Source organism: Celeribacter sp., from assembly GCF_048266405.1.
Classification (GTDB): domain Bacteria; phylum Pseudomonadota; class Alphaproteobacteria; order Rhodobacterales; family Rhodobacteraceae; genus Celeribacter.
Map to the genome: position 1 here is coordinate 350,460 of NZ_JBLWZO010000002.1, position 25,766 is coordinate 376,225.

Here is a 25,766-nt window from a genome sequence, read left to right on the forward strand (position 1 = left end):
GGCAAACTCATGTTGCTTTTAGCGTTATTCGTCGCCGTGCCGATCATCGAGATCGCATTGTTTATTCAGGTTGGCGGCTTAATCGGGCTATGGCCGACACTTTTGATCGTCATTGTCACAGCCATCTTGGGGACAACATTGGTGCGCCAACAGGGTGCATTGGCGATGTCACAATTACGCGGTTCGTTTTCCGAATTGCGTGATCCGACCGAGCCATTGGCCCATGGAGCGATGATTTTGCTTTCGGGTGCGCTCTTGCTCACGCCTGGGTTTTTCACTGATGCGATGGGGTTTGCCTTGCTTATTCCCGCCATCCGCAGCGTAGTATTCAAAGAAATGCGCAAACGGATCAAGGTTCAGAGCTTTCAAATGGGCGGATCTGTTCACACGTCCGGATTTGAAAAAGGGCCGTTTCACGATGCGACCGCACGTGAGTCCAACACCATTGATGGAGAATTCAAAGAGGTCGAGATTACCGAAAGCGACACCCCTGGTGATTCAGGATGGACTCGCCATTGAGGCACCTGATCCAAGCTGATACAGTGACGCGAAATTTAAATCTCTGAGGACCAGTTGATGGCAGATGAAGTAGAAACCGCAGCAGCCGAACCTGCTGCACAAGCCGAACCCGTAAAAATGCAAATCCTTGGGCAGTTCATCCGCGACATGTCGTTTGAGAACATCCTCGCTCAAAAAGGTCTCAAGACCGAAGGTCGCCCGAACATCTCTGTTCAGGTCGCACTTGACGCGAAAAAGCGCGAAGTTGAGCATCAGTTCGAAGTCGCCACCAAGGTAAAAGTTGAAAGCAAAACCGAAGATGGCGCAAACACGCTGTTCATTCTCGAGCTTGATTACGCTGGCGTCTTCCACATCGAGAACGTTCCGGACGAGCAAATGCACCCGTTCCTTATGATCGAGTGCCCGCGCATGTTGTTCCCGTTCCTGCGTCGCATCGTACACGACATCACACGTGATGGTGGCTTCCCACCACTGAACCTCGACAACATCGATTTTGTTCAGCTGTATCGCCAAGACATGGCGCGTCGTGCAGAAGCACAGGCTCAAGCCAAACCGAACTAAGTTCGATTTAGTCGAATTTTTTCCACAATGCGCCGTCGCCCAATTTGTCTACAAAGGCAGCATGGGCGGCGACTTCTTCGTCTGTGAGGCGTGGCGGTAGTGGTTCAGGGCGGCGCGTTGGACGCCATACGTCACTCACACCGCTATCTGCAGACGGTTTGTCTGTATTCCCTACAGGGGCAAGAACGAGATCGGGCTGACGTCCGCCGATCAGTTCCAGATAGACCTCGGCCAGAATTTCGGAATCGAGCAACGCCCCGTGCAGAGTCCGTGCCGAACTGTCGATATTGAACCGACGGCACAGAGCATCAAGGGTCGCAGGAGAGCCTGGGAATTTGTTGCGCGCCATCGCAAGCGTATCAATCGCCTGTTCCCACGGTAGTTCCCGAAACCCGTGGGTTTTAAGCTCGGCATTGAGAAACTTCATATCAAAGGCAGCGTTGTGGATCACCAGCTTGGCATCGCCAACGAAATCCAGAAACTCCTGCGCTATCGCTTTGAACAGGGGCTTATCCTTAAGCGTCACTTCGCCCTCTTTGGCGGGGCGGGGCGGGACGAGAAGGTCGGGCCCGATCCCATGCACACCAAAAGCGCCATCAGGCATGTCGCGTTCGGGAAAGATGTATTGATGGTAGGTGCGGCCGGTGGGCATGTGGTTCAAAAGCTCAATGGCACCGATTTCAACCAAGCGGTCGCCTTTATGAGGATCAAATCCTGTGGTCTCGGTATCTAGGACGATCTCACGCATGTTTTAGCCTGTTTTTGATGTGGTCGATGATATCCTGCGTCTGACGTCGCGCAGATTCAAGGTTGTCTGTTTCTATGACATAGTCCGCCCGCGCCCGTTTGTCTGCGTCTGGAAGCTGCTTTGACAAAATAGCCTCGAAATGGGCTTCGGTCATGCCATCGCGGGCGAGGGCGCGGGCACGTTGTGTTTTAGCGTCCGTCGAGACCACGACAACGCAATCCACTTGTTCCTGTGCGCCCGTCTCGAACAATAGAGGGATATCCACAACAACAATCGGAGCCTCGGTTTCGGCAATAAACTGCGCCCGATCGGCGGCCACAAGTGGATGGACGATCTCCTCAATACGTTTAAGGGCTGTAGAATCTTTAGAAATTATCGCCTTTAAAGCTGTTTTGGACACTTCTCCGTCCAAAACCGCGCTTGGGAATTCTGCTTGGAGAGGTTCAACGGCTTTTCCGCCCCGCGCATACAACCGTGCCACCGCCGCATCTGCATCCCAAACAGGGATACCCGCCGCGACAAAGAACCCCGCGGTGGTGCTTTTCCCCATCGCGATTGAGCCTGTTAGTCCAATGACAAAGGGACGGGAAATCATACGCCAAGAATGACGCGGCGCGTCTCCTCATCGACTTCGGGACGGTGATCAAACCACCGCTCAAACCCGGGCACTGCTTGATAAAGCAACATGCCAAGGCCATCGACGGTTTGGCATCCGATCTCTTCGGCCTTCGCCAAGAGCGCCGTTTTCAGGGGCGTGTAAACGAGGTCGGTGACAACAGCAGTTTTTTCCAACGCATCAAGCGGCACCTTGAACTCGGGTTTTCCGACCATGCCCAAGGACGTTGTATTTACAACCGTGGCTGCACCTTCAAGCATATTTCCCGCGTGAACCCAATCGACGATCTGAATTTTGTGTCCGAACTCTTCTCTCAATGCCTCTGAGCGGTTCCGCGTCCGGTTCGCGAGGCGGATTTCAGGCACGCCAACGTCAATGAGCGAGGCCACAACGGCACGTGATGCCCCGCCCGCACCAAAGACCGCAGCAGGCCCAGAGGTTGGATTCCATTTGGCATTGGCCCGCAGGTTTTCGACAAAGCCATAACCATCTGTGTTGTCCGCATGGAGTTTGCCGTCAGCACGGAAAATTAGTGTGTTCGCCGCACCGATTAATGCCGCACGATCTGTGACCACATCCGCAAGTGCCAGAACGGATTCCTTGTGTGGAATAGTAACGTTTGCGCCAACAAAGCCCATTTTTGGCAGTGTTTGCAAAACCTCTTTGAGATCGGCCTGAGCAACATCAATTGGGATATAATGGCCACGAATTCCGTACCGCTTGAGCCAATAAGTGTGAAGCTGTGGCGATTTGGAATGGGCGATTGGCGAGCCAATCACGGCAGCCAGTGGAATTCTTTCACTCATGATGCAACCATCTTTCTATCGACGAGGTAGGACAACACCGCCAGAAGCGGCAAACCCAGAACGTTAAAATATTCACCCTCTATGGATGAAAACAACCGAACACCTTCTTCTTCGAGTTTATAGCACCCTACGGCATCGCGCACACGATCCCAATTTCGTTGGATATAATCGTCGAGGTAAACGTCACTTAAAGGCCGCATCATCATACGGACCTCACCGATGTGGCGCCACTTTGGCTCACCACCCTCATAAATCACCGCGGCAGACAGGAGTCTGTGACGTTCGCCCTGCATTTCACCCAAGAGCGCTCGTGCTTCCTCAGCAGTTGCGCACTTTGAAATGAGGCGCCCTTTAAACGACAGAACCTGATCGCAGCCGATCACCATGGCATCAGGGTGTTTGAGAGAAACCTTTCGCGCTTTTCCCTCCGCCAGCGCATCCGCAATGTCACGCGGGTAGGCGCCTTCGGCAACGAGCGCGTCCTTAATCATTTCTTCATCAATGCGCGCCACTTCTATATCAACGGCAACGCCTGCATCCTGCAACAGCTTGCGCCGAATGGTCGAACCTGACGCAAGAATAATGCGATTTGGCGTGTTGATCATCTTGTGGATATTTCCTGTGTTAAGCTGTCGTTAAGTCGAGGGACAGATAGCGGATCATACTCCCTGTGGAAAAGCCCCCTCTTTGTCCCGTAACCGCCCAACTTTTATCCTTGGGGAGTTTTGAGGATTTTTCTTAGGGACAAGGTCGGATTTTAAAAGTTTGCCATTGGTTATCCACAGTTCCTTCGGGACGGTTTAGTTCATTTTCACCCTTAAACTAAGACCTTTAGACAGTTTTCCAAAATTCCTACCCAACAGAGCCCAAGTTTTCTATCTACAAGGATAGATCTGTGGAAAAGCAACTAATCCACATTATCCACAGGCCCTACTTAAACATCATCTTTCTTTTTCTATTCTTTATTTTATTAAGAGAGAGACACGGAAAGGTCGGAATATGGGTGATTTTCTCGCAACAATTTATCCTTGGACGAAATCACTTCATGTGATGTCCGTCATCTCATGGATGGCAGGATTGTTTTATTTGCCTAGATTGTTTGTGCGCCATACGGAAAGTGTTTCGCTTGGCTCCGACACGGATCGCTTGTTCCAAGATATGGAAATGAAGCTCTTTCGCGTGATCATGCGCCCCGCAATGATGTCGTCATGGCTGTTTGGTCTATGCCTTGTCGCCACACCCGGTGTGGTTGACTGGAGTGCTGGTTGGTCGTGGTTGAAAGCGGGCAGTGTTATTGCAATGACTGTTTTTCACTATTGGTGTGACAAGCGTCGTCTGGATTTCGTCGCGGGTGAAAACAAGCTCACGGGACGCCAATACCGGATGATGAACGAGGTTCCGACGCTGTTGATGTTGATCATCGTCACCATGATCATCGCGAAGCCGTTCTAGCGCGTCTTGCGATGATTTATTGACTCCGGCTGACCTAAATTCTATGAAAGCAGAAATCCCGACCGTCCGGTCATCCACGGGATATCCCTTTTACATGTTTGAACACGGTCGCACCTTGAGGCGACCCATAGGAATTTCCATGACAACTGAAACGCTTAATCTTGCTGATCTCAAAGCTAAGAGCCCAAAAGACCTATTGGCGATGGCAGAAGAACTAGAGATCGAAAATGCGTCCACGATGCGCAAGGGCGACATGATGTTCTCGATCCTCAAAGAACGCGCTGAGGATGGATGGGAAATCTCTGGTGATGGCGTTCTTGAAGTTTTGCAGGACGGGTTCGGGTTTTTGCGCTCACCCGAGGCGAACTACCTTCCTGGTCCAGACGACATCTACGTTTCTCCTGAAGTTGCCCGCCAATGGGGGATGCGCACAGGTGATACCGTTGAGGGTGTTATTCAGGCCCCAGGTGAGAATGAACGCTATTTCGCTTTGACCAAGGTGACAAAGATCAACTTTGAAGAGCCTGAAAAAGCGAAGCATAAGATCAACTTCGATAACCTGACACCGCTCTATCCTGATGAGCGTTTGACGATGGAGATCGAAGATCCGACAATTAAAGATCGGTCAGCCCGTATTATCGATCTTGTGGCACCTATCGGTAAAGGTCAGCGATCCTTGATCGTTGCGCCACCGCGGACGGGTAAAACCGTTCTTCTGCAAAATATTGCGACCTCGATCGGTCAAAACCACCCTGAGTGCTATCTCATCGTTCTGTTGATTGATGAACGGCCCGAAGAGGTGACGGACATGCAGCGCTCTGTGAAGGGCGAAGTGATTTCCTCGACCTTTGATGAACCTGCATCGCGTCACGTTGCCGTGTCCGAGATGGTCATTGAGAAGGCCAAACGCCTCGTGGAACATAAACGGGATGTTGTGATCCTGCTCGACTCCATCACACGCCTTGGGCGCGCCTTTAACACCACTGTGCCTAGCTCAGGTAAGGTGTTGACCGGTGGTGTCGATGCGAACGCCCTACAGCGCCCCAAGCGCTTCTTCGGGGCTGCACGTAACATCGAGGAGGGCGGGTCACTGACCATTATTGCCACAGCCCTCATTGATACGGGCTCGCGCATGGACGAAGTGATCTTTGAGGAATTCAAAGGGACAGGTAACTCGGAGATCGTTCTGGATCGCAAAGTGGCTGACAAACGTGTCTTCCCTGCTATGGATATTCTCAAATCAGGAACTCGGAAAGAAGAGCTTCTTGTCGATTCCAAAGACTTGCAGAAAATGTATGTGCTGCGTCGTATCCTGAACCCGATGGGGACCACAGATGCCATTGAGTTCATGATTTCCAAGTTGAAACAAACGAAGTCAAATAGCGAATTCTTTGACTCTATGAACGCTTAATATTTTAATATCAATGAGTTAGCCTCATGGATACCATCTACGCAGAAGCAACTGCCCGCGGTAAAGCGGGTGTGGCAGTGGTCCGGATTTCCGGGCCACTCTCGTTTGCGGCTGTTGAAATTCTGGCGGGAGATATCCCTAAGCCCCGTCGCACGGCGTTACGTGTTTTGAAGGACGCGGAGGGTGCTGTTCTCGATGAGGCGCTTGTTCTGTGTTTCGAGGAAGGGGCCTCATTCACGGGCGAGCAGAGCGCCGAGCTACAGCTTCATGGGTCCATTGCCATTGTCCGCTCCGTGCTGGCCGAGTTGAGCCGCATTGATGGGCTACGGCCTGCGGAGGCGGGTGAATTTACGCGACGCGCTCTTGATAATGAACGTCTTGATCTGACGCAGGTTGAGGGGCTTGCCGATCTTATCGACGCCGAAACAGAAGCGCAGCGAAAACAGGCGATGCGCGTGTTTTCGGGAGCGATAAGCGAGAAGGTCGATGTGTGGCGTCAATTGCTCATTCGTGCTGCGGCTCTGATCGAGGCAACGATTGATTTCGCGGACGAAGAGGTGCCGGTCGATGTGTCTCCCGAAGTATTGGAGTTGCTTGGACGCGTCACAGACGAACTGAATCGAGAAATCGAAGGATCGCATATCTCGGAACGTATTCGCGACGGGTTTGAGGTCGCTATCGTCGGACCACCAAATATCGGGAAATCAACACTTCTCAACGCACTTGCAGGGCGTGATGCGGCGATTACCTCGGAGATTGCAGGCACAACGCGCGATGTGATTGAGGTGCGTATGGAGCTTGATGGTTTGCCCGTCACGGTTCTTGATACTGCAGGGCTTCGCGAGACGTCGGATGTGGTTGAGAACATCGGTATAGAGCGTGCGCGGTCCCGTGCGGAACTGGCGGATATTCGCGTGGTTTTGCTGCCCCATGCCGGTGCTCAACCAGAGATCGCGCCGAGGGAAGGTGATCTGGTTCTGATCGGTAAAGATGACCAAGGGGCTTTTGGAACAGCATCTATTTCAGGCGCAACTGGCCACGGTGTGTCCGATCTGGTGGCGCATGTCTCGTCCATTCTTTCCGAACGGAGTACGGGATCGGCTGTTGCGACGCACGAACGCCACCGTATTGCGATGACAAGTGCAGTTCGGTCTTTGGATGCGGCGCGAAATGAGGTACTGCTCGGACAAGACAGGACCGAAATCGCAGCGGAGTTTCTTCGTACCGCGATTTATGATCTGGATTGCCTTGTAGGGCGCATTGATGTTGAGGCGATCCTTGGAGAAATTTTCTCCAGTTTCTGCATCGGCAAGTAATCTGAATTTGTGGAGTGTTTCACGTGAAACATTTGGACTTCGATGTGGTTGTTGTTGGGGGCGGGCATGCAGGCTGTGACGCCGCTGCCGCCGCTGCGCGTACAGGCGCGAAAACCGCCTTAGTGACGCTGAAACGCCAAAATATTGGTGTTATGTCCTGTAATCCCGCTATTGGTGGGCTTGGGAAGGGACATCTCGTGCGCGAGGTTGACGCTCTGGACGGCGTGATGGGGCGCGTCGCGGATTGTGCGGGTATCCAGTTCCGACTTCTCAATCGTGGAAAGGGGCCAGCCGTGCAGGGGCCTCGGGCGCAGGCTGACAGATTGCTATATCAAGCGGCCATGATGGCGGAATTGGAAAATACCGAAAATCTGTCGATCATCGAAGCCGAAGTTGTGGACCTACTAATGGACGGTGAGTCGGCTTCGGGTGTCCGCTTGGCCGATGGTGCTGAAATACGGTCCGCTGCCGTTGTCCTCACCACCGGGACATTTCTGAATGGTGTGATTCATATTGGGAATGAACGACGCAAAGGTGGCCGTATGGGCGATAAACCCTCGATCGACTTAGCTGACCGTCTTTATGGATTCGGACTTCCAATGGGCCGTCTTAAAACGGGGACGCCACCGCGTCTGAATGGCAAGACGATCAAGTGGGATATTTTGGAAGAGCAGCCAGGTGATGATGATCCTGTTGTCTTTTCCTTTCTGAATACCGTACCCAAAGCCAGACAGGTATCCTGTGGGATGACCCACACCAATGAAAAGACCCATGATATTATTCGCGAAAACTTGAGCTTGTCCGCGATGTATGGCGGTCATATCGAGGGCGTTGGCCCGCGCTATTGCCCGTCCATCGAGGATAAAGTTGTACGTTTTGCAGATAAATCATTGCACCAAATTTTTCTTGAGCCAGAGGGGCTTAGCGTCGATACGGTCTATCCTAACGGGATCTCTACCTCTCTACCGGTCGAAGTTCAGGAAGCCTATGTGCGCTCCATTGTTGGTCTAGAAGAGGTTGAGATCACACAGCCGGGCTATGCGATTGAATATGATTATGTGGACCCAAGGGCGCTTAAATTGACGCTTGAGGTGAAGGACGTTCCAAACCTGTATCTCGCGGGTCAGATCAATGGCACAACCGGATATGAAGAAGCCGCAGCACAAGGACTTCTTGCGGGTTTGAATGCTGCTCGACATGCAAAGTCGCTTGAGGAGCAGGTGTTTTCGAGAACCGATAGCTATATCGGGGTGATGGTTGATGATCTCGTAACGCGAGGCGTGACCGAGCCATATCGCATGTTCACGTCGCGGGCGGAGTTCAGATTGTCCCTGCGTGCAGATAACGCTGACCAACGTCTCACCCAAAAAGGTATTGATCTTGGCGTAGTCGGCGCAGAACGGGCGCGGGCGCATCAGGAAAAGATGGACGCCTTGGAGGCTGCCGAGAAAACATTGAAGTCGCAAACCTATACACCGAACGAGTTGAAACAAGGCGGTATCGGGGCCAGCTCGGACGGATCACGACGCACGGCTTATGACGTCCTGTCGTTCCCGAATGTAACGTTTGAAAATCTGATCGCGTTGAATTCCGATCTGGGCCAAATACCTGATATTATTCAGAAACAATTGGAAAAGGATGCTCTTTACGCAACCTATATCGAACGTCAGAAACGTGATGTTGCTTCTCTTAAACGGGATGAAGCGGAGGCGATTCCTACTGATTTTGATTACAGCGGGTTGAGTGGTCTTTCAAATGAGCTCCGTACAAAACTGGAAACAGCGCGCCCTCAAACCATCGCCCAAGCGCTACGAGTTGAGGGAATGACGCCCGCCGCAGCGACGCTTGTCCTAGCGCGAATTCGTCAATTGCAGAAGAAGGCGTCGTAAATGAGAGATCTTTCTTCCATCGGCCTTAATGTTTCACGTGAAACATTGGAGCGCCTAGAGGTCTACGACGGTCTTCTTAAAAAGTGGAATCCGGCAATCAACCTTGTGTCGAAAAACACATTAGAAAACACATGGGGACGCCACTTTATCGATTCCGCACAGGTGTTCAAAGTTGCCGACGCTACAAAGGGTCACTGGGTGGATTTGGGCTCAGGTGGCGGTTTCCCAGGGGTGGTTTGCGCGATTCTTGCAGCAGAATTGGCGCCAGACTTGAAATTTACACTAGTCGAATCAGATCAGCGCAAGGCAACGTTCCTTAGAACTGTCCTGAGAGAGACGGGTGTGGAGGCGCAGGTTTTGGCAAAACGGGTTGAGGAAGTTGAGCCGTTAAAGGCAACCACTTTGACCGCGCGGGCACTGTCTTCTCTAACGAACCTCTTGGAGTTTGCGGATCGTCACCTTGATCAGGGCGGCGTTGCGTATTTCCCGAAGGGGATGAAATATCAAGAAGAGCTGTCTGAGGCTCAGGCTGTTTGGCGCTTTTCGCACAGCGAATATAAAAGTGTGACAGATGAGAATGCGGTTATTATCAAAGTCGGAGATATAGAACGTGCCTGATCCAACCCGACCCAAGGGCCCTACCATTATTTCTGTTGCAAATCAGAAGGGTGGCGTAGGGAAAACGACAACAACCATCAACCTCGCTGCGGGTTTGGTTGAACTCGGTTTTCGTGTTTTGGTCGTTGATCTTGACCCTCAGGGCAATGCGTCGACGGGATTTGGCGTTGAGCCATCCGATAGAACCTTGACTACCTACGATTTGCTGCTCGGTGATGTTGATATCCATGAGACAATTCAAACAACGGATATTCAGGGCCTCTGGATTGTGCCGGCGAACGTCGATCTTAGCTCTGCCGACCTTGAAATGGTTTCCAATGAAAAGCGCAGTTTCCTGCTGCGGGATGCCTTACGGCAGCGAGCGCTTGATGCCTACGCCATTGATTATGTTCTGATCGACTGCCCGCCATCGCTGAGTCTGCTAACCGTCAACGCGATGGTCGCTTCGGATTCGGTTCTTGTCCCTCTTCAGAGCGAGTTTTTTGCGTTGGAAGGGCTGACACAGTTGATCATCACCGTGCGCGAAGTCCGTCAGACCGCCAATCCTCACCTCCGGATTTCTGGCGTTGTCTTGACCATGTACGACAAGCGCAACAACCTGTCGAAGCAGGTAGAGGCGGACGCCAGAGAAAACCTCGGGGATTTGGTGTTCAAGACGGTGATTCCGCGGAATGTGAGGATTAGCGAGGCTCCATCTTATGCTTTGCCCGTTTTGAACTATGATCCGACATCAAAAGGTAGCGAAGCGTATCGCGCTTTGGCAAAAGAACTCGTGACCAAAAGGGGCTAAATATGACGCAAAACAACGGAAATGGTAAGAAACGTGGTTTGGGTCGCGGGCTTTCTTCGCTCATGGCGGATGTAAATCAGAGTGCCGAAGTCCCCACAGATGGAGATTCGGAAACATCATCTCGAAATGCGGCCCATATGGTTCCGATTGAGCGGGTTTCTCCCAATCCGGATCAGCCGCGTCGACGTTTTGATGAAGAAAAGCTGAAGGAACTCTCTGACTCCATCGCGGAGAAGGGGGTTATTCAACCGCTAATTGTTCGCGCCAACCCTCGTCGTGATGGCGCCTATGAGATTGTCGCGGGTGAGCGCCGTTGGCGGGCCTCGCAAATCGCAAAATTGCATGAAGTACCGGTCATTATTCGCGAATATGATGACACCGAAGTGTTGGAAATCGCGATTATCGAGAACATTCAGCGTGCGGACCTGAACTCCATCGAGGAAGCGATCGGGTACCATCAGCTTATGGACAAATTTGGCCATACGCAGGAGCAACTTGCCAGTGCCTTGGGTAAAAGTCGTAGCCACATCGCGAATATGATGCGGTTGTTGCAACTTCCCCAAGATGTTCAGGCTTTGCTCGAGCAGGGGGAGCTGTCGGCGGGCCATGCGCGGGCGCTGATTACATCCGAAAATCCGTCCGAACTGGCGCGGGACGTTGTAAAACGGGGCTTGTCTGTTCGCGAGACGGAGAAACTTGCGAAGAAGAGCAAGCAGCCGCCATCGACAAAAGCCAAGGTGAATAGAAAATCTACCGAAAAAGATGCGGATACGCGGGCGCTGGAAGGCGATTTGAGTGCTGCAATCGGGATGAAGGTAGAAATCCAACACCAGAACGGCTCTGAAAAGGGCCAATTGATGGTGTCCTATTCCTCGCTTGATGATCTGGATCTTCTTTGTCAAATCCTGTCGCGCGGCAAATAAGGTTTAGGGCAACAGTTCCTTTACTATCGCATTAATGAGAGGTCGGCCGTCTGGTGTAACAACCAGTCGGCCATCTTTCAGGTCGACCACGCCATCGTCTATCAAGTAATTGATTTTATTATTGAATACATCATTCACTAGGCTCGGAATGCGGGACAGAGCCACGCCGTCATCAATGCGCAGCCCCATCATCAGATACTCAATCGCCTGATCCGTTGCTGAGAGCGCTTGGCGGATGTTTTCGCCGTTTCCCGTCTCATTAACTTGGTTCAGCCATTTACTTGGGGCGAGGGGCGTATCAATCGCGAATTTCTGCCCGTTAATCGTCAGGCGCGCATGTGCGCCAGGTCCGATGCCCGCATAATCACCATAGCGCCAGTAAATCTGATTATGACGGCTCTCGAGGCCGCTTTGGGCGTGATTAGAGACTTCATAAGCCGGATATCCGGCGGCGTTGGTCATCTCTTGCGTCAGAAAATACATATCTGCGCCAAGGTCGTCGTTCGGCAGACCTCGCAGTTTCCCCGCGTTATAGCGATCTCCGAAGGCGGTGCCTTGTTCAATGGTGAGTTGATAGAGGGACAGGTGGCCGTTCGCGATGGTTAGGGCTTCGGCCAATTCCGCTTCCCAATCGGCGATGCTTTGATCTTGTCGGGCGTAGATTAGATCGAATGAGGTGCGATCAAACACGGATTGAGCGACGTCGATGGCACGTTTGGCCTCTGCAACGGAATGGAGGCGCCCAAGGCAGCGTAGATCATCGTCGCGTAGAGATTGGACGCCAAGTGATACGCGGTTGACACCCATTGCTCTAAAATCGCGAAACTTGTCGATTTCGACGGATGTGGGATTGGCTTCAAGTGTAATCTCGACATCGTTGGATAGAGACCAACGCAGCCGAACTCGGTCCAAAATTTTTCCCACAAGGGCAGGTTCCATCAATGACGGTGTGCCGCCACCAAAGTAGATGGATTGCACTAGCCGACCAGATGTTTCGGCGGATACGCGGTCAATTTCGGATAGAAATGCCTCGCCCCATGCTTCTTGGTCTACAGAACCAGATACGTGCGAATTGAAATCGCAATAGGGGCATTTTGATTGGCAAAACGGCCAGTGAAAATAGAGACCAAATCCGCCGTTTTCCCAATCTTCCATGCTGTTCTACACGCGCCCCGCAAAGGGCCCTTTTACAAATTTGGCAAAGGCAACTGCCCTATGGCTCATCGCGTGTTTTTTGGCGGGGTCCATTTCGGCAAATGTCTGTGTTTTGCCCGCAGGGACAAAGATCGGATCAAAACCAAACCCCAAATCGCCGCGCATTGGCCATTCGAGGTGGCCCTCGACTTTGCCCTCGAACACTTCGTCATGACCATCGGGCCATGCAAGGCACAGGGTGCAGCAGAACCGCGCGGTTCTTGGGATCGGTGCTTTCTTGGCTTCGAGTAGATCCCAGACCTTTTTCATTGCCATCGGGAAGTCTCGACCATTGGGCGTTTCGGCCCAATCGGCAGTATAGACACCCGGTGCGCCATCCAGAGCATCAACCATGATTCCGCTGTCATCGGACAAAGCGGGAAGGCCGGACTTTTTGGCCGCGTAATGCGCCTTGATCCGTGCGTTTCCTACAAAGGTATCTTCGGTTTCCTCGGGCTCATCGAATCCGAGATCACCTGCCGATACGACCTCGACACCAAACGGTGCGAGCAGCGCACCAATTTCGCGCAACTTGCCTTTATTATGAGAGGCGAGAACCAGTTTGTCGCCGTCAAACATACGCATCAGGAAACCGCCGCATTCTGAGCTGCGACCAGTTCTGCGACGCCTTTGTCCGCGAGATCGAGTAGCTCGTTCAGTTGGTCGCGGGAATAGGTCGCCCCTTCGGCGCTCATCTGGGTTTCGACCATCTGACCATTGGCGAGCATGATGAAGTTGCCATCGACACCTGCCTCGGAATCTTCGGGGTAGTCGAGATCGAGAACGGGCTGACCTGCATAGATGCCGCATGATACAGCGGCGACATTGGAGATCAGAGGATCGGACGTGATGTCACCGGCTTTGATCAATTTGTTGACCGCAAGGCGCAGCGCAACCCAACCACCCGTGATTGACGCGCAGCGCGTGCCGCCGTCTGCTTGGATCACATCACAGTCCACGGTGATCTGACGCTCGCCAAGGGCAACGCGATCAACGCCTGCGCGCAAAGAGCGACCGATCAGGCGTTGGATTTCCACGGTGCGACCACCTTGTTTACCCGCAGTGGCCTCGCGACGCATCCGAGAGGAGGTCGAACGCGGCAACATGCCGTATTCCGCTGTCACCCATCCTTGGCCAGAATTGCGCATAAACGGGGGAACGCGTGGTTCGATTGTGGCGGTGCAAAGCACATGCGTGTCACCACAGCGGATCATGCACGAACCTTCGGCGTGTTTGGTCACATTAGTTTCAATTGAAATCGAACGCATCTCGTCTAGTTTTCGTCCAGAAGGTCGCATGATCTTTCCTTTTTGTTTGTTGACCCCACATAAGATAGGCGGCGCAATCGGTGCAACCCTCATTGACCCCAACCGCCTAACCCTTTTAATGGCTGTGCCCTTGGAAAATCGTGTCAGATGGTAGAACGCACAAATGTAATCGCTGAAATGAACGAGAGGTCCCGCGAGGTTTTTCGACGGGTGGTCGAAGGCTATCTTGATAGCGGCGGGCCCGTTGGATCGCGGACCCTCACGCGCACGATGAGTGAAAAAGTGTCGGCCGCCACGGTCCGCAATGTGATGCAGGATCTTGAGTACCTCGGCCTTTTGGATAGTCCGCATGTCTCGGCGGGGCGTATTCCGACGCATCTCGGTTTGCGGATGTTCGTGGACGGGCTTTTGGAAGTGGGCACCGTATCAGATGATGTGCGCGAGAAAATGCACGAGACATTGCGCGATGATGGCAAAGACGTCAGCGGGATGTTGGATCGTGTCGGATCGACGCTTTCAGGTTTGACGCAGGGCGCGAGCCTTGTCCTGACGCCAAAGCACGAAGCGCCGCTAAAACATGTGGAATTTGTGAGCCTTGCGCCAGATCGTGCTTTGGTTGTTCTGGTGTTTGCGGATGGGCAGGTCGAGAATCGCGTGTTCACGCCACCCGCAGGACAAACACCGTCCTCGTTGCGCGAGGCGGCAAATTTTCTCAATTCCCTGATCGAGGGCAAAACCCTGTCCGAATTGAAAACGACGGTGGAGCGAGAGATCAAGATACGGCGTCAGGAATTGGACAGTTTGGCGGCGGAACTTATCGAAAATGGAGATGCGTTCTGGGAGGGCGAGGGCGATAATTACGAGCGACTGATCGTTCGCGGGCGTTCGCATCTTTTGGGGCAAAGCTCGGAAGCGGAGGAGTTGGACCGCATCCGCACCCTGTTCGATGATCTCGAAAAGAAGCGCGATATCGCCGAATTCCTCGAATTGACCGAAGATGGCGAAGGAGTTCGCATTTTTATCGGCTCAGAGAACAAACTTTTTTCTCTTTCGGGTTCCTCTTTGGTGGTTTCTCCTTATATGAACGCTGATCGAAAGATAATCGGTGCCGTAGGTGTGATCGGACCGACTCGCCTGAACTATGGGCGGATCGTTCCAATCGTTGACTATACGGCCCAACTTGTTGGGCGAATGCTGTCCAGTAAGGCGTGAAAGGTTAAGAGATGACGGACCCGAAAGACCTAAACTTTGACGACAACACCCTCGAAGACGAGGATCAGATCGACATTGAAGAAATGGAAGATGAGTTGGACGACGAAGTGGACGAACTTGAAACACTGCGCGCCGAACGTGACGAGTTTCGCGATCGCTTTATGCGGGCGATGGCGGAGACCGAAAACGTTCGCAAGCGTGCGGATCGTGATCGCCGCGAGGCCGAGAATTACGGCGGCTCCAAGCTCGCCCGTGATATGCTGCCTGTCTTTGACAACCTGAAGCGTGCCGTCGATGTCATCACCGATGAGCAACGTGAAGCACAGGCTGCGTTGATCGAAGGGATCGAGCTGACCATGCGTGAGCTTCTGTCCGTATTCGGTCGCCACGGGATCGAGGTTATCTCCCCTGAAATCGGTGACGAATTCGATCCGAACATGCACGAAGCGATGTTTGAGGCCGCTGTTCCGGAGACAAAAGCGGGTGACATCATTCAGGTGATGAACGTTGGTTTCATGATCCACGACCGCCTGTTGCGTCCTGCTCAGGTCGGCGTGTCCTCAACGCCGGCGTCTTAATCGCTCGCGAGCGATTTAAGATCATACAAGATTTGAAGCGCCTCACGGGGCGTCAACTCGTCGGGAGAAATCCCGGCGAGTTTTTCTTCAACCTCTGACGGGCCTTTTGGCTGGGGTGCTTGTTGCGGTGTGGGCATCGCGGCGAACAGTGGTAGATCATCAATGATCGCTTTCGGATTCTTGGCGTTCTCCGCCTCACCGCTTTCCAATGCCTCAAGCACGACTTTGGCGCGTTCCACGACCGATGGCGGCAGACCCGCAAGGCGTGCAACCTGAACACCATAGGATCGGTCCGCTTTGCCTTTGAGAACTTCGTGAAGGAAAATAACGTCGCCATCCCATTCCTTGACGGACACGGTGGCGTTCTCTGCGCCGTCGAGTTTCTCGGAAAGCGCGGTCATCTCATGGTAGTGCGTCGCAAAGAGTGCGCGGCATTTGTTGACGTCGTGCAGGTGTTCAAGGGTTGCCCATGCGATGGACAAGCCGTCATAGGTCGCTGTTCCACGGCCAATCTCGTCGAGGATCACAAGCGCACGATCATCCGCCTGATTGAGAATGGCCGCCGTTTCAACCATCTCGACCATGAAGGTCGAGCGACCACGGGCCAAATCATCCGATGCGCCAACGCGGGAAAACAGTTGCGAGACAATTCCAATATGGGCAGAGGAAGCGGGCACATATGACCCCATCTGTGCGATCAATGCGATAAGGGCGTTCTGGCGTAGGAATGTCGATTTACCCGACATGTTCGGACCCGTCAGCAGCCAGATTGCAGCACCATCGCGACCATCGGAGAGGTCACAGCTATTGGCGACGAAGGTTTCGCCACCTTGCTTGCGCAATGCACGCTCTACCACAGGGTGGCGACCATTCTGAATGTCCAGTTTTCGACCCGAATCCACCACAGGGCGCACCCAATTCTCGGAGGCGGCCAGATCGGCGAGCGATGTGGCAAGGTCGATTTCCGACAGGGCGCGGGCGGTATCGGTAATCTTGGCCGCATTTTCGAGAATGCGGGCACAGAGGCCTGTGAACAGTTGTTTTTCGATTTCGAGGGCACGGCCACCGGCGTTGTGAATTTTGGTTTCAAGCTCCGACAATTCCAACGTTGTGAAACGCACTTGGTTGGCTGTGGTTTGACGGTGGATGAATGTCTCGTTGAGCGGAGGAGAGAGCATCTTGTCCGCATGGGTGGCGGTGGTCTCGATGAAATAGCCCAACACATTGTTGTGCTTGATCTTGAGACTTTGGACTCCGGAGAGTTCGGAATATTGGGACTGGAGAGAGGCAATAACACTGCGCCCTTCGTCGCGTAGTTTACGGCACTCGTCGAGTTCCTCGTTGTAGCCCGCAGCGATAAAGCCACCGTCCCGCGCCAATAGGGGCGGCTCGGCAATCAGGGCGGCGTCAAGCAGGTCGATAAGATCGCCATGACCCGTCAAAAACGGCAAATCCTGCTGGATTAGGCTCGGAATCTTGTCCGTCGGCAGGGTGTTTGAGATGGTTTCGGCTTCGGTCAAACCATTGCGGATGGCGGCGAGATCACGAGGCCCGCCACGTTCCAGACTGATCCGCGACAGGGCGCGTTCAATATCGGGCACATTGCGCAGGGCCTCACGCAGGTTTTCGGTGAGGCTGCGGTTGTCCATTGCGAAGTTCACAGCGTCGAGGCGTTGATTGATCACATCAACATCGCACGACGGGCTGGACAGGCGACGCTCCAACAGACGCCCGCCCGCAGCGGTCACGGTGCGATCCATGACACTGACCAATGATCCATCCCGCCCACCCGAAAGCGAGCGAGTGATTTCGAGATTGCGACGCGTGGCGCCATCAATCTGCATATTCCCGCGAGCGAGTTCTTTGACGGGTGGGCGGATGAGGGGCAGTTTGCCCTTTTGGGTGATTTCCAGATAGTCGATCACCGCGCCCATCGCGGACACTTCGCTCAGGGAAAACCCGCCAAAGGCATCCAATGACGCGACTTTGAACAGGTCCGTCAGACGTTTCTGGGCGGATGTGCTATCGAACGACGCTCGCGAAAGTGGCGTGACGCAATCGGCGAAATCAGGCACTAATTCGGCCCAATTCCCCTCAAAAGACTCAGACAACAGGATTTCCGACGGGTTGAGGCGGGCCAGTTCCGGCGCAAGCTGCGCAAGGGGGCAGGGCATCACGTGAAACTCGCCCGTGGAAATATCGACCCACGCCACAGCGCCCTCGTCACGGATTTCCGCGAAGGCCGCGAGAAAGTTATGGCGGCGGGCATCAAGCAGGCTTTCCTCGGTTAGCGTCCCCGGCGTGACAAGGCGCACCACGTCGCGTTTGACGACAGATTTCGCCCCGCGCTTTTTCGCCTCGGCGGGGTTTTCAAGCTGCTCGCAGACCCCAACGCGGAAGCCCTTGCGAATAAGGGTGAGCAAGTAACCCTCGGCGGCATGAACAGGAACGCCACACATGGGAATATCGTCGCCCGCGTGTTTGCCGCGTTTGGTCAGCGCAATGTCGAGCGCTGCGGCTGCGGCCACGGCGTCGTCAAAAAACAGCTCGTAAAAGTCGCCCATACGATAAAACAGCAAAGCATCGCGGTGTCTGGATTTGATCTCCAGATATTGCGCCATCATTGGTGTTACTTTGTGTTCTGTGTCGGCCACGACGATCCCCTAAATCTTGTGCTCCACAACTTACCCGCAGGCGCAGCGGCGTAAAGGGGATGCGGTGTTCTTTGTTGAGATGGTGTGCCTCTGTCGATATGAAAGTGGGACTGGCAAAGAGGAGGCCCACCTGAATGCCCAAAGTAAAACAAACCCGCGAGGAAGCTCTCGCATTCCACATGGACCCACGTCCTGGCAAGTTTGACATCTCGCCGAGCGTGCCGATGTCCACCCAACGCGACCTGTCGTTGGCCTATTCGCCCGGCGTTGCGGTTCCCTGCGAAGCTATCGCGGAAAATCCCGAAACCGCCTATGATTACACCAACAAGGGAAACCTTGTGGCGGTGATCTCCAACGGGACAGCTGTGCTCGGTCTCGGCAATCTTGGCGCGCTGGCGTCCAAGCCCGTGATGGAGGGCAAGGCGGTTCTGTTCAAACGCTTTGCCGATGTGAACTCCATCGACATCGAACTGGATACCGAAGACCCCGACCAGATCATTCAAGCGGTGAAACTGATGGGGCCGAGCTTCGGCGGCATCAACCTTGAGGATATCAAGGCCCCTGAATGTTTCATCATCGAGCAAAAGCTCAAGGAAGAGATGGATATCCCTGTCTTCCATGATGACCAACACGGCACGGCGGTGATCTGTGCCGCGGGTCTGATCAACGCACTGCATATATCTGGCAAAAAGATCGAGGACTGCAAAATCGTTCTCAACGGTGCCGGTGCGGCAGGGATCGCCTGTCTCGAACTCATCAAATCGATGGGCGCGAAGCACGACAACTGCATCATGTGCGACACCAAAGGCGTGATCTATCAGGGTCGTACCGAGGGTATGAACCAATGGAAATCTGCCCATGCCGCCACCACCGATGCACGGACATTGGCCGAGGCGATGGATGGCGCGGATGTGTTCCTTGGCGTTTCTGCCAAAGGCTCCGTGACGCAGGACATGGTGGCATCTATGGCCCCTGATGCGGTGATCTTTGCGATGGCCAACCCCGATCCGGAGATCACCCCCGAGGAGGCCCATGCGGTGCGCGAGGATGTGATCGTCGCAACGGGGCGCTCCGACTACCCCAACCAAGTGAACAACGTTCTTGGCTTTCCCTATCTCTTTCGTGGGGCGCTCGACATTCATGCCCGCGCGATCAACGACGAGATGAAAATCGCCTGTGCCGAGGCGCTTGCCGCTCTGGCCCGCAAAGATGTTCCTGATGAGGTTGCTTTGGCCTACGGGCGGTCGCTGACTTTCGGGCGCGATTATATTATTCCGACGCCGTTTGATCCTCGCCTGATCTACACCATCCCGCCCGCAGTTGCGAAGGCGGGTATGGAGACAGGTGTGGCGCGTCGCCCCATTGTGGATATGGAGGGCTATACCCAAAGCCTTAAAGCCCGCATGGACCCGACTGCCCAGATCCTTCAAGGGCTTTATGCCCGTGCGCGTCAGGCACAGGCCACGATGCTCTTTGCCGAAGGGGACGATCCGCGCGTTCTACGTGCCGCAGTTGCGTATCAACGCGGTGGCTATGGCAAGGCACTTGTGGTCGGACGTGACGACGATGTGAAAGCCAAACTTGAAGAAGCGGGCTTGGCCGATGCGGCTGGGGAGTTGGAGATCGTCAATGCTGCGAATACGCCGCATCTCAACGACTACAAAAACTTTCTCTATCAGCGCCTTCAACGGTCTGGTCACGATCAAAAAGACATCCACCGTCTCGCGGCCCGTGACCGTCATGCCTTCTCCGCGTTGATGTTGGCGCATGGCCATGCCGATGGTCTTGTTACGGGCGCGACCCGCAAATCAGCCCATGTGTTGGATCGGATCAATTCGGTCTTTGATGCCAAGGCCGAAGACGGCGCGATTGGTGTGAGTGCGCTCATCCACAACGGTCGGATCGTGTTTATCGCGGATACCTTGGTGCATGAATGGCCTGACGAAAATGACCTTGCCGACATTGCGGAATCCGCGGCCAAGGTTGCTCGCTCTTTGGGGATTGAACCCCGTGTGGCCTTCGCATCGTTTTCGACCTTCGGCTATCCGGTGTCCGAGCGCGCGACAAAGATGCACCTCGCGCCGAAAGTGCTTGATGAGCGTAAGGTGGACTTTGAATACGATGGCGAAATGACAGTTGATGTGGCGTTGAACGAAGAGGCACAGGCGGCCTATCCGTTCTGTCGTTTGACGGGCCCCGCGAATATCCTCGTGGTTCCCGCGCGTCACTCCGCGTCCATCTCTGTGAAACTGATGCAGGAAATGGCAGGTGCCACTGTGATCGGTCCAATCTTGACCGGTGTGGACAAGCCAATTCAGGTTTGCTCAACTGTGTCGACAGTGAACGACATTTTGAACATGGCAATTCTGGCGGCTTGCAAAGTCGGTCAGTCATAAACAACGGGGGACGCGTATGGCGATCTATAATCTCGGGTCGGTGAATATAGATCATTTCTATACGCTTCCCCATTTCCCAAATCCGGGTGAGACACTTCACGCCATCGACCATTCCATCGGTCTTGGCGGCAAAGGCACCAATCAGTCCGTCGCTGCCGCGAAAGCGGGAGTGCAGGTGTTTCACATCGGCGCGATCGGGAAAGCGGACGCGTGGGTGCGTGAGCGCATGACCTCTTTCGGTGTGAACACCACCTATGTGCAGGATTTGTCCGAGGTCTCGGGCCATGCGATCATCAATGTGGACGCGCAGGGCGAGAACACCATCGTGTTGCAGCCTGGTGCGAACGTGAAACAGGATGCTCAATCCATCCTTGATGCCATTGATCATGCGCAAGAGGGCGACACGCTTTTGCTGCAAAACGAAACCAACCTTCAAGATCACGCGGCGCAGGCTGCGCGGGCCAAAAAGATGCGGGTGATCTACTCAGCGGCTCCCTTTGATGTGGACGCTGTGAAACAGGTCATGTCCGATGTGTCGATCTTGGTGATGAATTCCGTGGAGGCCGCGCAATTGACCTCGGCGCTTGGCGTTGAACTCGACAAACTTCCGGTGCCGCAAGTGATTGTGACCCTCGGTAGCAAAGGGGCGATGTGGCGCTCCAACGAAACAGGAGAGGTCATCGAAGTGTCCTCCCCGAAAGTGACGCCCGTCGATACCACCGCCGCAGGTGATACATTTATCGGCTACGTCGCCGCAGGTTTGGATAAAGGCCAGTCAATCAAAGAGGCAATGGAATGGGCCTCACAAGCGGCGGCGTTGAAGGTTACTCGAAAAGGAACGGCTGACGCGATTCCGACAGCGGACGAGGTTGACGCGTTTTCTGTCTGATGTTTTGGGATTGAATAAAAGAAAAAGGGCGCCGTGATGGGCGCCCTTTTGTATTTCGATGATGCCCGACAAAAGTCCGACACATGTCCGACAGTATGCCGACCCCTTATTTCAGGCGGCGATTCCGCGCGGCGAGAAGTTTCAAACGCAGGGCGTTGAGTTGGATAAATCCTGCCGCGTCTTTTTGATCATAAGCACCTGCATCATCCTCAAAGGTGACGTGAGCCTCGGAATAGAGCGTGTGATCTGACCAACGACCCACCGTGACGGCGGAGCCTTTGTAGAGGCGCAAACGCACGGTGCCTGTGACGTGTTCCTGGCTTTTGTCGATCGCCGCTTGCAGCATTTCGCGTTCAGGGCTGAACCAGAAACCGTTGTAGATCAGCTCGGCATAGCGGGGCATCAGGCTGTCTTTGAGATGGCCTGCGCCGCTGTCGAGGGTGATCTGTTCGATGCCACGGTGAGCTTCAAGCAGAACGGTGCCGCCAGGGGTTTCATAGATGCCGCGTGACTTCATGCCGACAAAGCGGTTTTCAACGAGATCGAGAACGCCGATCCCGTGCTTTCCGCCCAGTTCGTTGAGCTTGGTGAGGATGGTCGCAGGCGACATTGCCTCGCCGTTGATCGCAACCGCGTCACCTTTCTCGAAGGTGACTTCGATGTATTCGGGCTCGTTCGGCGCCTGCTCGACGGGCACAGTGCGTTGGAGCACGTAGTCGGGTGCTTGCTGCGCAGGATCTTCGAGAACCTTACCCTCGGACGAGGTGTGCAACAGGTTTGCGTCAACCGAGAAGGGCGCTTCGCCACGCTTGTCTTTAGCGACAGGGATCTGGTTTTTCTCAGCAAACTCAAGCAGTTTGGTGCGCGATGTCAAATCCCACTCACGCCATGGCGCGATCACTTTGATGTCGGGATTGAGCGCGTAGGCAGCCAGTTCAAACCGCACTTGGTCGTTGCCTTTGCCTGTCGCGCCGTGTGCGACGGCATCCGCACCGGTTTCTTCGGCGATCTCTACGAGACGTTTGGAAATCAGCGGGCGGGCGATGGAGGTGCCGAGGAGGTATTGGCCCTCGTACACCGCATTGGCGCGGAACATAGGGAAGACGAAATCACGCACGAATTCTTCGCGTACATCTTCGATAAAGATGTTCTCAGGCTTGATGCCAAGCATCTCGGCTTTCTTGCGAGCGGGTTCGAGCTCTTCGCCTTGACCGAGATCGGCGGTGAAGGTGACAACCTCGCAACCGTATTCGGTCTGGAGCCATTTGAGGATGATGGAAGTATCGAGGCCACCGGAGTAGGCCAGAACAACTTTTTTGGGCGCAGACATGGGGCATTCCTTTTTCGGATATCGCTTGGGCGATTATCGGGTTTTTACCCGAAGAGCAAGGTTTCGCACCTGAATGCTTTCTGTTCTGCATGAAAAGACTTAAGTCTATGCGCAAATGAATGAATGAGGTGCCCGATGACTGGTTTTCAAATACTCAAGACAGCGATTGACGATGTGTTCAAGAACCTGACCGATGCTTTGGCAATTTCGGGTCTTTTGTGGATTGGCGTCATAGCGGCGCAGGTCGTGTTTGTGGGAACATATGGAGGGGTTTCGATAAACGAGATCGAAAACCCGATTGATCTGCCTGCGGGTATCATCAAATGGATGTTCTTTTTGAATCTTGCGACATTGGTCATTTCTCTTTGGGTGGCTGTCGCTTGGCACCGCTTCATTATCTTGGGAGAGCGCCCAACGACTTTTATCCCGCCTATGAATGGTGCGCGGGTCTTTGCGTACTTTGTGATGAGCTTGCTGATCGGCTTAATCGTTGTTGCAATCATTGTGGTCGGCTCCGTTATTCTGTCTCCGCCTGCGATGATGGGCAATATCATTTCGATTATCGTTGGCTTTATCGTGCTGCTTATCCCGATCACTTACATCGTTTATCGTATTTCCCCCGTGTTGCCGGCCATAGCTCTGGGCGAGAAGAAGGGTTTTGTGGCGGCATGGAGGCAAACTGCGCCAATTAAAGTGGCCGTGTTCCAAGTGGGTATACTGGCGACGCTTGCAGGCTTTGTGCTTCGGCAGATTGGCGTATTGTTTTCGTCCAGCGCCCTTTTGTCCATGCTTTACAGTCTTGCCAGTGGTTGGGTGATGCTGATGGTCGGGGTCAGCGTGTTTTCTACGATCTACAAACTCACAAATAGTGAGGCCCGCCGATGAGCGACGAGACATTCACATCCCGCGCGCAGAATGCCGAAACCTTTGTACGGCAATTGTTCGAGCCAACACCCTGTGCCCGCAATGATCATCTTTCGGCAAAATTTGGCGCGGACATCTGGCTCAAGCGCGAAGACTTGACCCCTGTTCGCTCATACAAGATTCGTGGCGCATGGCACGCGATGCACAGGGCCCGCGAAGAGAACCCTGAGGTTTCGCTATTTGTGTGTGCCTCGGCGGGAAATCATGCACAGGGTATGGCCTATGCCTGTCGTGAGCTTGGAGTGCGTGGTGTTGTGTTTATGCCTGTGACAACACCACAGCAGAAGATCGACAAGACCCGCACCTTTGGCGGCGATATGATCGAAATCCGTCTTGTCGGAGACTATTTTGACGACACCCTAGCATCGGCCAAAGAATACTGCGCCGCGCAGGGCGGGCATTTTCTTGCGCCGTTTGATGACCCTCATGTGATCGAGGGTCAGGCAAGCGTGGCCGTTGAGGCGGTGCGTCAGATGCCCGATGCGCCCGATATTGTCATTTTGCCCGTTGGTGGTGGGGGATTGTCATCGGGAGTTTTGAAATACATCCCTGAGTTCTGGCCGCAGGCTGCTGTTTATTTGGTCGAGCCTAAGGGCGGGGCCTCTCTGAAAGCTGCTCTGGTTGCAGGAGAGCCCGTAACGCTGCCTTTCGTTGATAGTTTTGTTGATGGTGCCGCTGTGGCTCGGATCGGGGCATTGCCATTTGAAACCCTGCGCCACGTTGCGCAAGATCATGTGTTGGCCGCCTCAGAAGACCGTATTTGCACCACGATTGTTGAGATGCTCAATGTTGAGGGGATTGTTTTGGAACCCGCTGGGGCGCTAACGGTCGATGCGTTGCGGGATCTGGGAGATGAGATCAAAGGCAAGCGCGTTCTCTGCGTGACCTCTGGTGGCAACTTCGATTTCGAACGCCTACCTGAAGTGCGTGAACGTGCGCAACGGTTCTTGGGGCTCAAGAAATATTTCATCATGCGCCTACCTCAGCGACCTGGCGCGTTGCGCGAGTTTCTTGATATGCTTGGCCCTCAAGATGACATTTCCCGATTTGAATACCTCAAGAAATCGGCGCGTAACTTTGGCTCTGTGTTGATCGGGATTGAAACCAAAGATCCTAAGAATTTCAAAATTCTGTTTTCGAAAATGGAAGAGGCAGGATTGGTGCATCGCGATATCACCAATGACGAGGCACTGGCCGAATTTGTGCTCTAATCTGCCTTAGTCCGTGTTGCCTATGCCGTTGAGGTAGTCGGTCAGACAGTGACGCGATGCGGTATAGACTTTGATAATTTTGGCGGAATCAATGGCGTCGATCTGACCTAACTTGGCGTGGTGTTCTCCGGAAATACAAAGTTCGGAGAATTCCGTTAGGCCCAGATTAAGTGATGCGCCTTTCAGAAAATGCAGGGTATCCCCCATCGCGGGGGCATCTTTAATCTGGGGAAGTTTTTCAAGCGCCTCGTCCATTTCAGACAGGAATAGGGCCGCGACTTCCATGAAATCTTCGGAGCCGATTTCATTCTCGAGTGTTTTCAGGCTGGATATGTTGATCATGCTGTCTCCAATTGGAGGCATTTGGTCACGAAATAGTTTCGATCCAGTAAGCGAATGAGAGAGAAGCAAACAATTTTAAGTTTAAGGGAGCTTTAAGGCTGATCCGCGAAGGTCGATTA

Annotated in this window: 25 protein-coding genes; 15 read left to right on the plus strand and 10 right to left on the minus strand. The window is 53.8% G+C overall.

The features are described from left to right. Window positions 1–9 precede the first annotated feature (9 nt). Complete coding sequence (locus ACN0TS_RS06510) at window positions 10–519, plus strand: FxsA family protein (RefSeq protein ID WP_417258527.1); 510 nt, start codon at window positions 10–12, stop codon at window positions 517–519. 57 nt (window positions 520–576) lie between these two features. Next, window positions 577–1,080 carry a protein-export chaperone SecB gene (gene secB, locus ACN0TS_RS06515; protein WP_417258528.1) on the plus strand — a complete coding sequence of 168 codons (504 nt, stop codon included), beginning with the start codon at window positions 577–579 and terminating at the stop codon, window positions 1,078–1,080. Between the two features lie 7 nt (window positions 1,081–1,087). Here secB and dnaQ read toward each other — a convergent pair whose 3' ends face one another. Genes dnaQ through ACN0TS_RS06535 form a run of 4 tightly spaced genes read right to left on the minus strand, consistent with a single transcriptional unit; the run spans window position 1,088 to window position 3,855 of the window. Beyond that, window positions 1,088–1,828: a DNA polymerase III subunit epsilon gene (gene dnaQ / locus ACN0TS_RS06520; RefSeq protein ID WP_417258529.1), complete on the minus strand. Its 741-nt coding sequence runs from the start codon at window positions 1,826–1,828 to the stop codon at window positions 1,088–1,090. After that, on the minus strand, window positions 1,821–2,423 hold the full coding sequence (coaE, locus tag ACN0TS_RS06525) for a dephospho-CoA kinase (protein ID WP_417258530.1): 603 nt from the start codon (window positions 2,421–2,423) through the stop codon (window positions 1,821–1,823). The genes dnaQ and coaE overlap by 8 nt, the downstream gene beginning before the upstream one ends. Continuing rightward, entirely contained in the window at window positions 2,420–3,250 is an 831-nt protein-coding gene (locus tag ACN0TS_RS06530; protein WP_417258531.1) for a shikimate dehydrogenase, read from the minus strand. The genes coaE and ACN0TS_RS06530 overlap by 4 nt, the downstream gene beginning before the upstream one ends. Further along, window positions 3,247–3,855, minus strand: coding sequence for a Maf family protein (locus tag ACN0TS_RS06535; protein ID WP_417258532.1), 609 nt, complete (start codon window positions 3,853–3,855; stop codon window positions 3,247–3,249). The genes ACN0TS_RS06530 and ACN0TS_RS06535 overlap by 4 nt, the downstream gene beginning before the upstream one ends. A gap of 394 nt (window positions 3,856–4,249) precedes the next feature. On the opposite strand from ACN0TS_RS06535, the gene hemJ reads away from it, so the two are divergent. The 7 genes from hemJ to ACN0TS_RS06570 all read left to right on the plus strand — a co-directional run bounded on the left by hemJ (window position 4,250) and on the right by ACN0TS_RS06570 (window position 11,649). Then, window positions 4,250–4,702 (plus strand): protoporphyrinogen oxidase HemJ, encoded by a 453-nt coding sequence (gene hemJ, locus ACN0TS_RS06540; protein WP_417258533.1) that lies wholly within the window; start codon window positions 4,250–4,252, stop codon window positions 4,700–4,702. Between the two features lie 139 nt (window positions 4,703–4,841). After that, window positions 4,842–6,113, plus strand: coding sequence for a transcription termination factor Rho (gene rho, locus ACN0TS_RS06545; protein ID WP_417258534.1), 1,272 nt, complete (start codon window positions 4,842–4,844; stop codon window positions 6,111–6,113). Between the two features lie 26 nt (window positions 6,114–6,139). Further along, entirely contained in the window at window positions 6,140–7,429 is a 1,290-nt protein-coding gene (mnmE, locus tag ACN0TS_RS06550; RefSeq protein WP_417258535.1) for a tRNA uridine-5-carboxymethylaminomethyl(34) synthesis GTPase MnmE, read from the plus strand. 14 nt (window positions 7,430–7,443) lie between these two features. Further along, entirely contained in the window at window positions 7,444–9,318 is a 1,875-nt protein-coding gene (mnmG, locus tag ACN0TS_RS06555; protein ID WP_417258536.1) for a tRNA uridine-5-carboxymethylaminomethyl(34) synthesis enzyme MnmG, read from the plus strand. Beyond that, window positions 9,319–9,936, plus strand: coding sequence for a 16S rRNA (guanine(527)-N(7))-methyltransferase RsmG (rsmG, locus tag ACN0TS_RS06560; RefSeq protein WP_417258537.1), 618 nt, complete (start codon window positions 9,319–9,321; stop codon window positions 9,934–9,936). Continuing rightward, entirely contained in the window at window positions 9,929–10,726 is a 798-nt protein-coding gene (locus ACN0TS_RS06565; protein ID WP_417258538.1) for a ParA family protein, read from the plus strand. Before rsmG ends, ACN0TS_RS06565 begins: the two co-directional genes overlap by 8 nt. Window positions 10,727–10,728: 2 nt before the next feature. Next, window positions 10,729–11,649 carry a ParB/RepB/Spo0J family partition protein gene (locus ACN0TS_RS06570; protein ID WP_417258539.1) on the plus strand — a complete coding sequence of 307 codons (921 nt, stop codon included), beginning with the start codon at window positions 10,729–10,731 and terminating at the stop codon, window positions 11,647–11,649. Between the two features lie 3 nt (window positions 11,650–11,652). Here ACN0TS_RS06570 and hemW read toward each other — a convergent pair whose 3' ends face one another. Genes hemW through rph form a run of 3 tightly spaced genes read right to left on the minus strand, consistent with a single transcriptional unit; the run spans window position 11,653 to window position 14,141 of the window. Next, window positions 11,653–12,804 carry a radical SAM family heme chaperone HemW gene (hemW, locus tag ACN0TS_RS06575; RefSeq protein WP_417258540.1) on the minus strand — a complete coding sequence of 384 codons (1,152 nt, stop codon included), beginning with the start codon at window positions 12,802–12,804 and terminating at the stop codon, window positions 11,653–11,655. A gap of 6 nt (window positions 12,805–12,810) precedes the next feature. Further along, window positions 12,811–13,428, minus strand: a complete 618-nt coding sequence (gene rdgB / locus ACN0TS_RS06580) for an RdgB/HAM1 family non-canonical purine NTP pyrophosphatase (protein WP_417258541.1) — start codon at window positions 13,426–13,428, stop codon at window positions 12,811–12,813. Beyond that, entirely contained in the window at window positions 13,428–14,141 is a 714-nt protein-coding gene (rph, locus tag ACN0TS_RS06585; RefSeq protein ID WP_417258542.1) for a ribonuclease PH, read from the minus strand. The genes rdgB and rph overlap by 1 nt, the downstream gene beginning before the upstream one ends. A gap of 117 nt (window positions 14,142–14,258) precedes the next feature. On the opposite strand from rph, the gene hrcA reads away from it, so the two are divergent. Further along, on the plus strand, window positions 14,259–15,323 hold the full coding sequence (hrcA, locus tag ACN0TS_RS06590) for a heat-inducible transcriptional repressor HrcA (RefSeq protein WP_417258543.1): 1,065 nt from the start codon (window positions 14,259–14,261) through the stop codon (window positions 15,321–15,323). A gap of 83 nt (window positions 15,324–15,406) precedes the next feature. Next, entirely contained in the window at window positions 15,407–15,901 is a 495-nt protein-coding gene (locus tag ACN0TS_RS06595; protein WP_417258738.1) for a nucleotide exchange factor GrpE, read from the plus strand. On the opposite strand, the gene mutS is transcribed toward ACN0TS_RS06595, so the two are convergent. Continuing rightward, window positions 15,898–18,525: a DNA mismatch repair protein MutS gene (gene mutS, locus ACN0TS_RS06600; protein WP_417258739.1), complete on the minus strand. Its 2,628-nt coding sequence runs from the start codon at window positions 18,523–18,525 to the stop codon at window positions 15,898–15,900. The two genes, ACN0TS_RS06595 and mutS, sit on opposite strands and share 4 nt — an antisense overlap. 164 nt (window positions 18,526–18,689) lie before the next feature. On the opposite strand from mutS, the gene ACN0TS_RS06605 reads away from it, so the two are divergent. Then, a complete protein-coding gene (locus ACN0TS_RS06605; protein ID WP_417258544.1) occupies window positions 18,690–20,951 on the plus strand; it encodes an NADP-dependent malic enzyme in 2,262 nt (753 codons plus the stop codon). A gap of 16 nt (window positions 20,952–20,967) precedes the next feature. Further along, complete coding sequence (locus tag ACN0TS_RS06610) at window positions 20,968–21,840, plus strand: ribokinase (RefSeq protein ID WP_417258545.1); 873 nt, start codon at window positions 20,968–20,970, stop codon at window positions 21,838–21,840. A 106-nt stretch (window positions 21,841–21,946) separates the two neighbouring features. On the opposite strand, the gene ACN0TS_RS06615 is transcribed toward ACN0TS_RS06610, so the two are convergent. Next, entirely contained in the window at window positions 21,947–23,170 is a 1,224-nt protein-coding gene (locus tag ACN0TS_RS06615; protein WP_417258546.1) for an argininosuccinate synthase, read from the minus strand. 135 nt (window positions 23,171–23,305) lie between these two features. Between ACN0TS_RS06615 and ACN0TS_RS06620 the strand changes: the two genes are divergently transcribed. Together ACN0TS_RS06620 and ilvA are read left to right on the plus strand one after the other, a co-directional pair. Further along, window positions 23,306–24,055 (plus strand): hypothetical protein, encoded by a 750-nt coding sequence (locus ACN0TS_RS06620; RefSeq protein WP_417258547.1) that lies wholly within the window; start codon window positions 23,306–23,308, stop codon window positions 24,053–24,055. Beyond that, window positions 24,052–25,305 carry a threonine ammonia-lyase IlvA gene (gene ilvA / locus ACN0TS_RS06625; RefSeq protein ID WP_417258548.1) on the plus strand — a complete coding sequence of 418 codons (1,254 nt, stop codon included), beginning with the start codon at window positions 24,052–24,054 and terminating at the stop codon, window positions 25,303–25,305. The genes ACN0TS_RS06620 and ilvA overlap by 4 nt, the downstream gene beginning before the upstream one ends. 6 nt (window positions 25,306–25,311) lie before the next feature. Here the strand turns inward: ilvA and ACN0TS_RS06630 are convergent, their stop codons facing one another. Next, window positions 25,312–25,647: an Hpt domain-containing protein gene (locus tag ACN0TS_RS06630; RefSeq protein WP_417258549.1), complete on the minus strand. Its 336-nt coding sequence runs from the start codon at window positions 25,645–25,647 to the stop codon at window positions 25,312–25,314. Window positions 25,648–25,766 lie beyond the last annotated feature (119 nt).

Bases quoted from the DNA above. Each gene is read 5' to 3' on its own strand.
- ACN0TS_RS06605 (WP_417258544.1), top strand. From the start codon at position 18,690: ATGCCCAAAGTAAAACAAACCCGCGAGGAAGCTCTCGCATTCCACATG.
- secB (WP_417258528.1), top strand. From the start codon at position 577: ATGGCAGATGAAGTAGAAACCGCAGCAGCCGAACCTGCTGCACAAGCC.
- rdgB (WP_417258541.1), bottom strand. From the start codon at position 13,428: ATGCGTATGTTTGACGGCGACAAACTGGTTCTCGCCTCTCATAATAAA.
- ACN0TS_RS06510 (WP_417258527.1), top strand. From the start codon at position 10: ATGTTGCTTTTAGCGTTATTCGTCGCCGTGCCGATCATCGAGATCGCA.
- ACN0TS_RS06615 (WP_417258546.1), bottom strand. From the start codon at position 23,170: ATGTCTGCGCCCAAAAAAGTTGTTCTGGCCTACTCCGGTGGCCTCGAT.
- ACN0TS_RS06610 (WP_417258545.1), top strand. From the start codon at position 20,968: ATGGCGATCTATAATCTCGGGTCGGTGAATATAGATCATTTCTATACG.
- ACN0TS_RS06620 (WP_417258547.1), top strand. From the start codon at position 23,306: ATGACTGGTTTTCAAATACTCAAGACAGCGATTGACGATGTGTTCAAG.
- ACN0TS_RS06595 (WP_417258738.1), top strand. From the start codon at position 15,407: ATGGAAGATGAGTTGGACGACGAAGTGGACGAACTTGAAACACTGCGC.
- coaE (WP_417258530.1), bottom strand. From the start codon at position 2,423: ATGATTTCCCGTCCCTTTGTCATTGGACTAACAGGCTCAATCGCGATG.
- rph (WP_417258542.1), bottom strand. From the start codon at position 14,141: ATGCGACCTTCTGGACGAAAACTAGACGAGATGCGTTCGATTTCAATT.
- hrcA (WP_417258543.1), top strand. From the start codon at position 14,259: ATGGTAGAACGCACAAATGTAATCGCTGAAATGAACGAGAGGTCCCGC.
- ACN0TS_RS06535 (WP_417258532.1), bottom strand. From the start codon at position 3,855: ATGATCAACACGCCAAATCGCATTATTCTTGCGTCAGGTTCGACCATT.
- mutS (WP_417258739.1), bottom strand. From the start codon at position 18,525: ATGATGGCGCAATATCTGGAGATCAAATCCAGACACCGCGATGCTTTG.
- rsmG (WP_417258537.1), top strand. From the start codon at position 9,319: ATGAGAGATCTTTCTTCCATCGGCCTTAATGTTTCACGTGAAACATTG.
- rho (WP_417258534.1), top strand. From the start codon at position 4,842: ATGACAACTGAAACGCTTAATCTTGCTGATCTCAAAGCTAAGAGCCCA.
- ACN0TS_RS06570 (WP_417258539.1), top strand. From the start codon at position 10,729: ATGACGCAAAACAACGGAAATGGTAAGAAACGTGGTTTGGGTCGCGGG.
- ilvA (WP_417258548.1), top strand. From the start codon at position 24,052: ATGAGCGACGAGACATTCACATCCCGCGCGCAGAATGCCGAAACCTTT.
- ACN0TS_RS06530 (WP_417258531.1), bottom strand. From the start codon at position 3,250: ATGAGTGAAAGAATTCCACTGGCTGCCGTGATTGGCTCGCCAATCGCC.
- dnaQ (WP_417258529.1), bottom strand. From the start codon at position 1,828: ATGCGTGAGATCGTCCTAGATACCGAGACCACAGGATTTGATCCTCAT.
- hemW (WP_417258540.1), bottom strand. From the start codon at position 12,804: ATGGAAGATTGGGAAAACGGCGGATTTGGTCTCTATTTTCACTGGCCG.
- mnmE (WP_417258535.1), top strand. From the start codon at position 6,140: ATGGATACCATCTACGCAGAAGCAACTGCCCGCGGTAAAGCGGGTGTG.
- hemJ (WP_417258533.1), top strand. From the start codon at position 4,250: ATGGGTGATTTTCTCGCAACAATTTATCCTTGGACGAAATCACTTCAT.
- ACN0TS_RS06630 (WP_417258549.1), bottom strand. From the start codon at position 25,647: ATGATCAACATATCCAGCCTGAAAACACTCGAGAATGAAATCGGCTCC.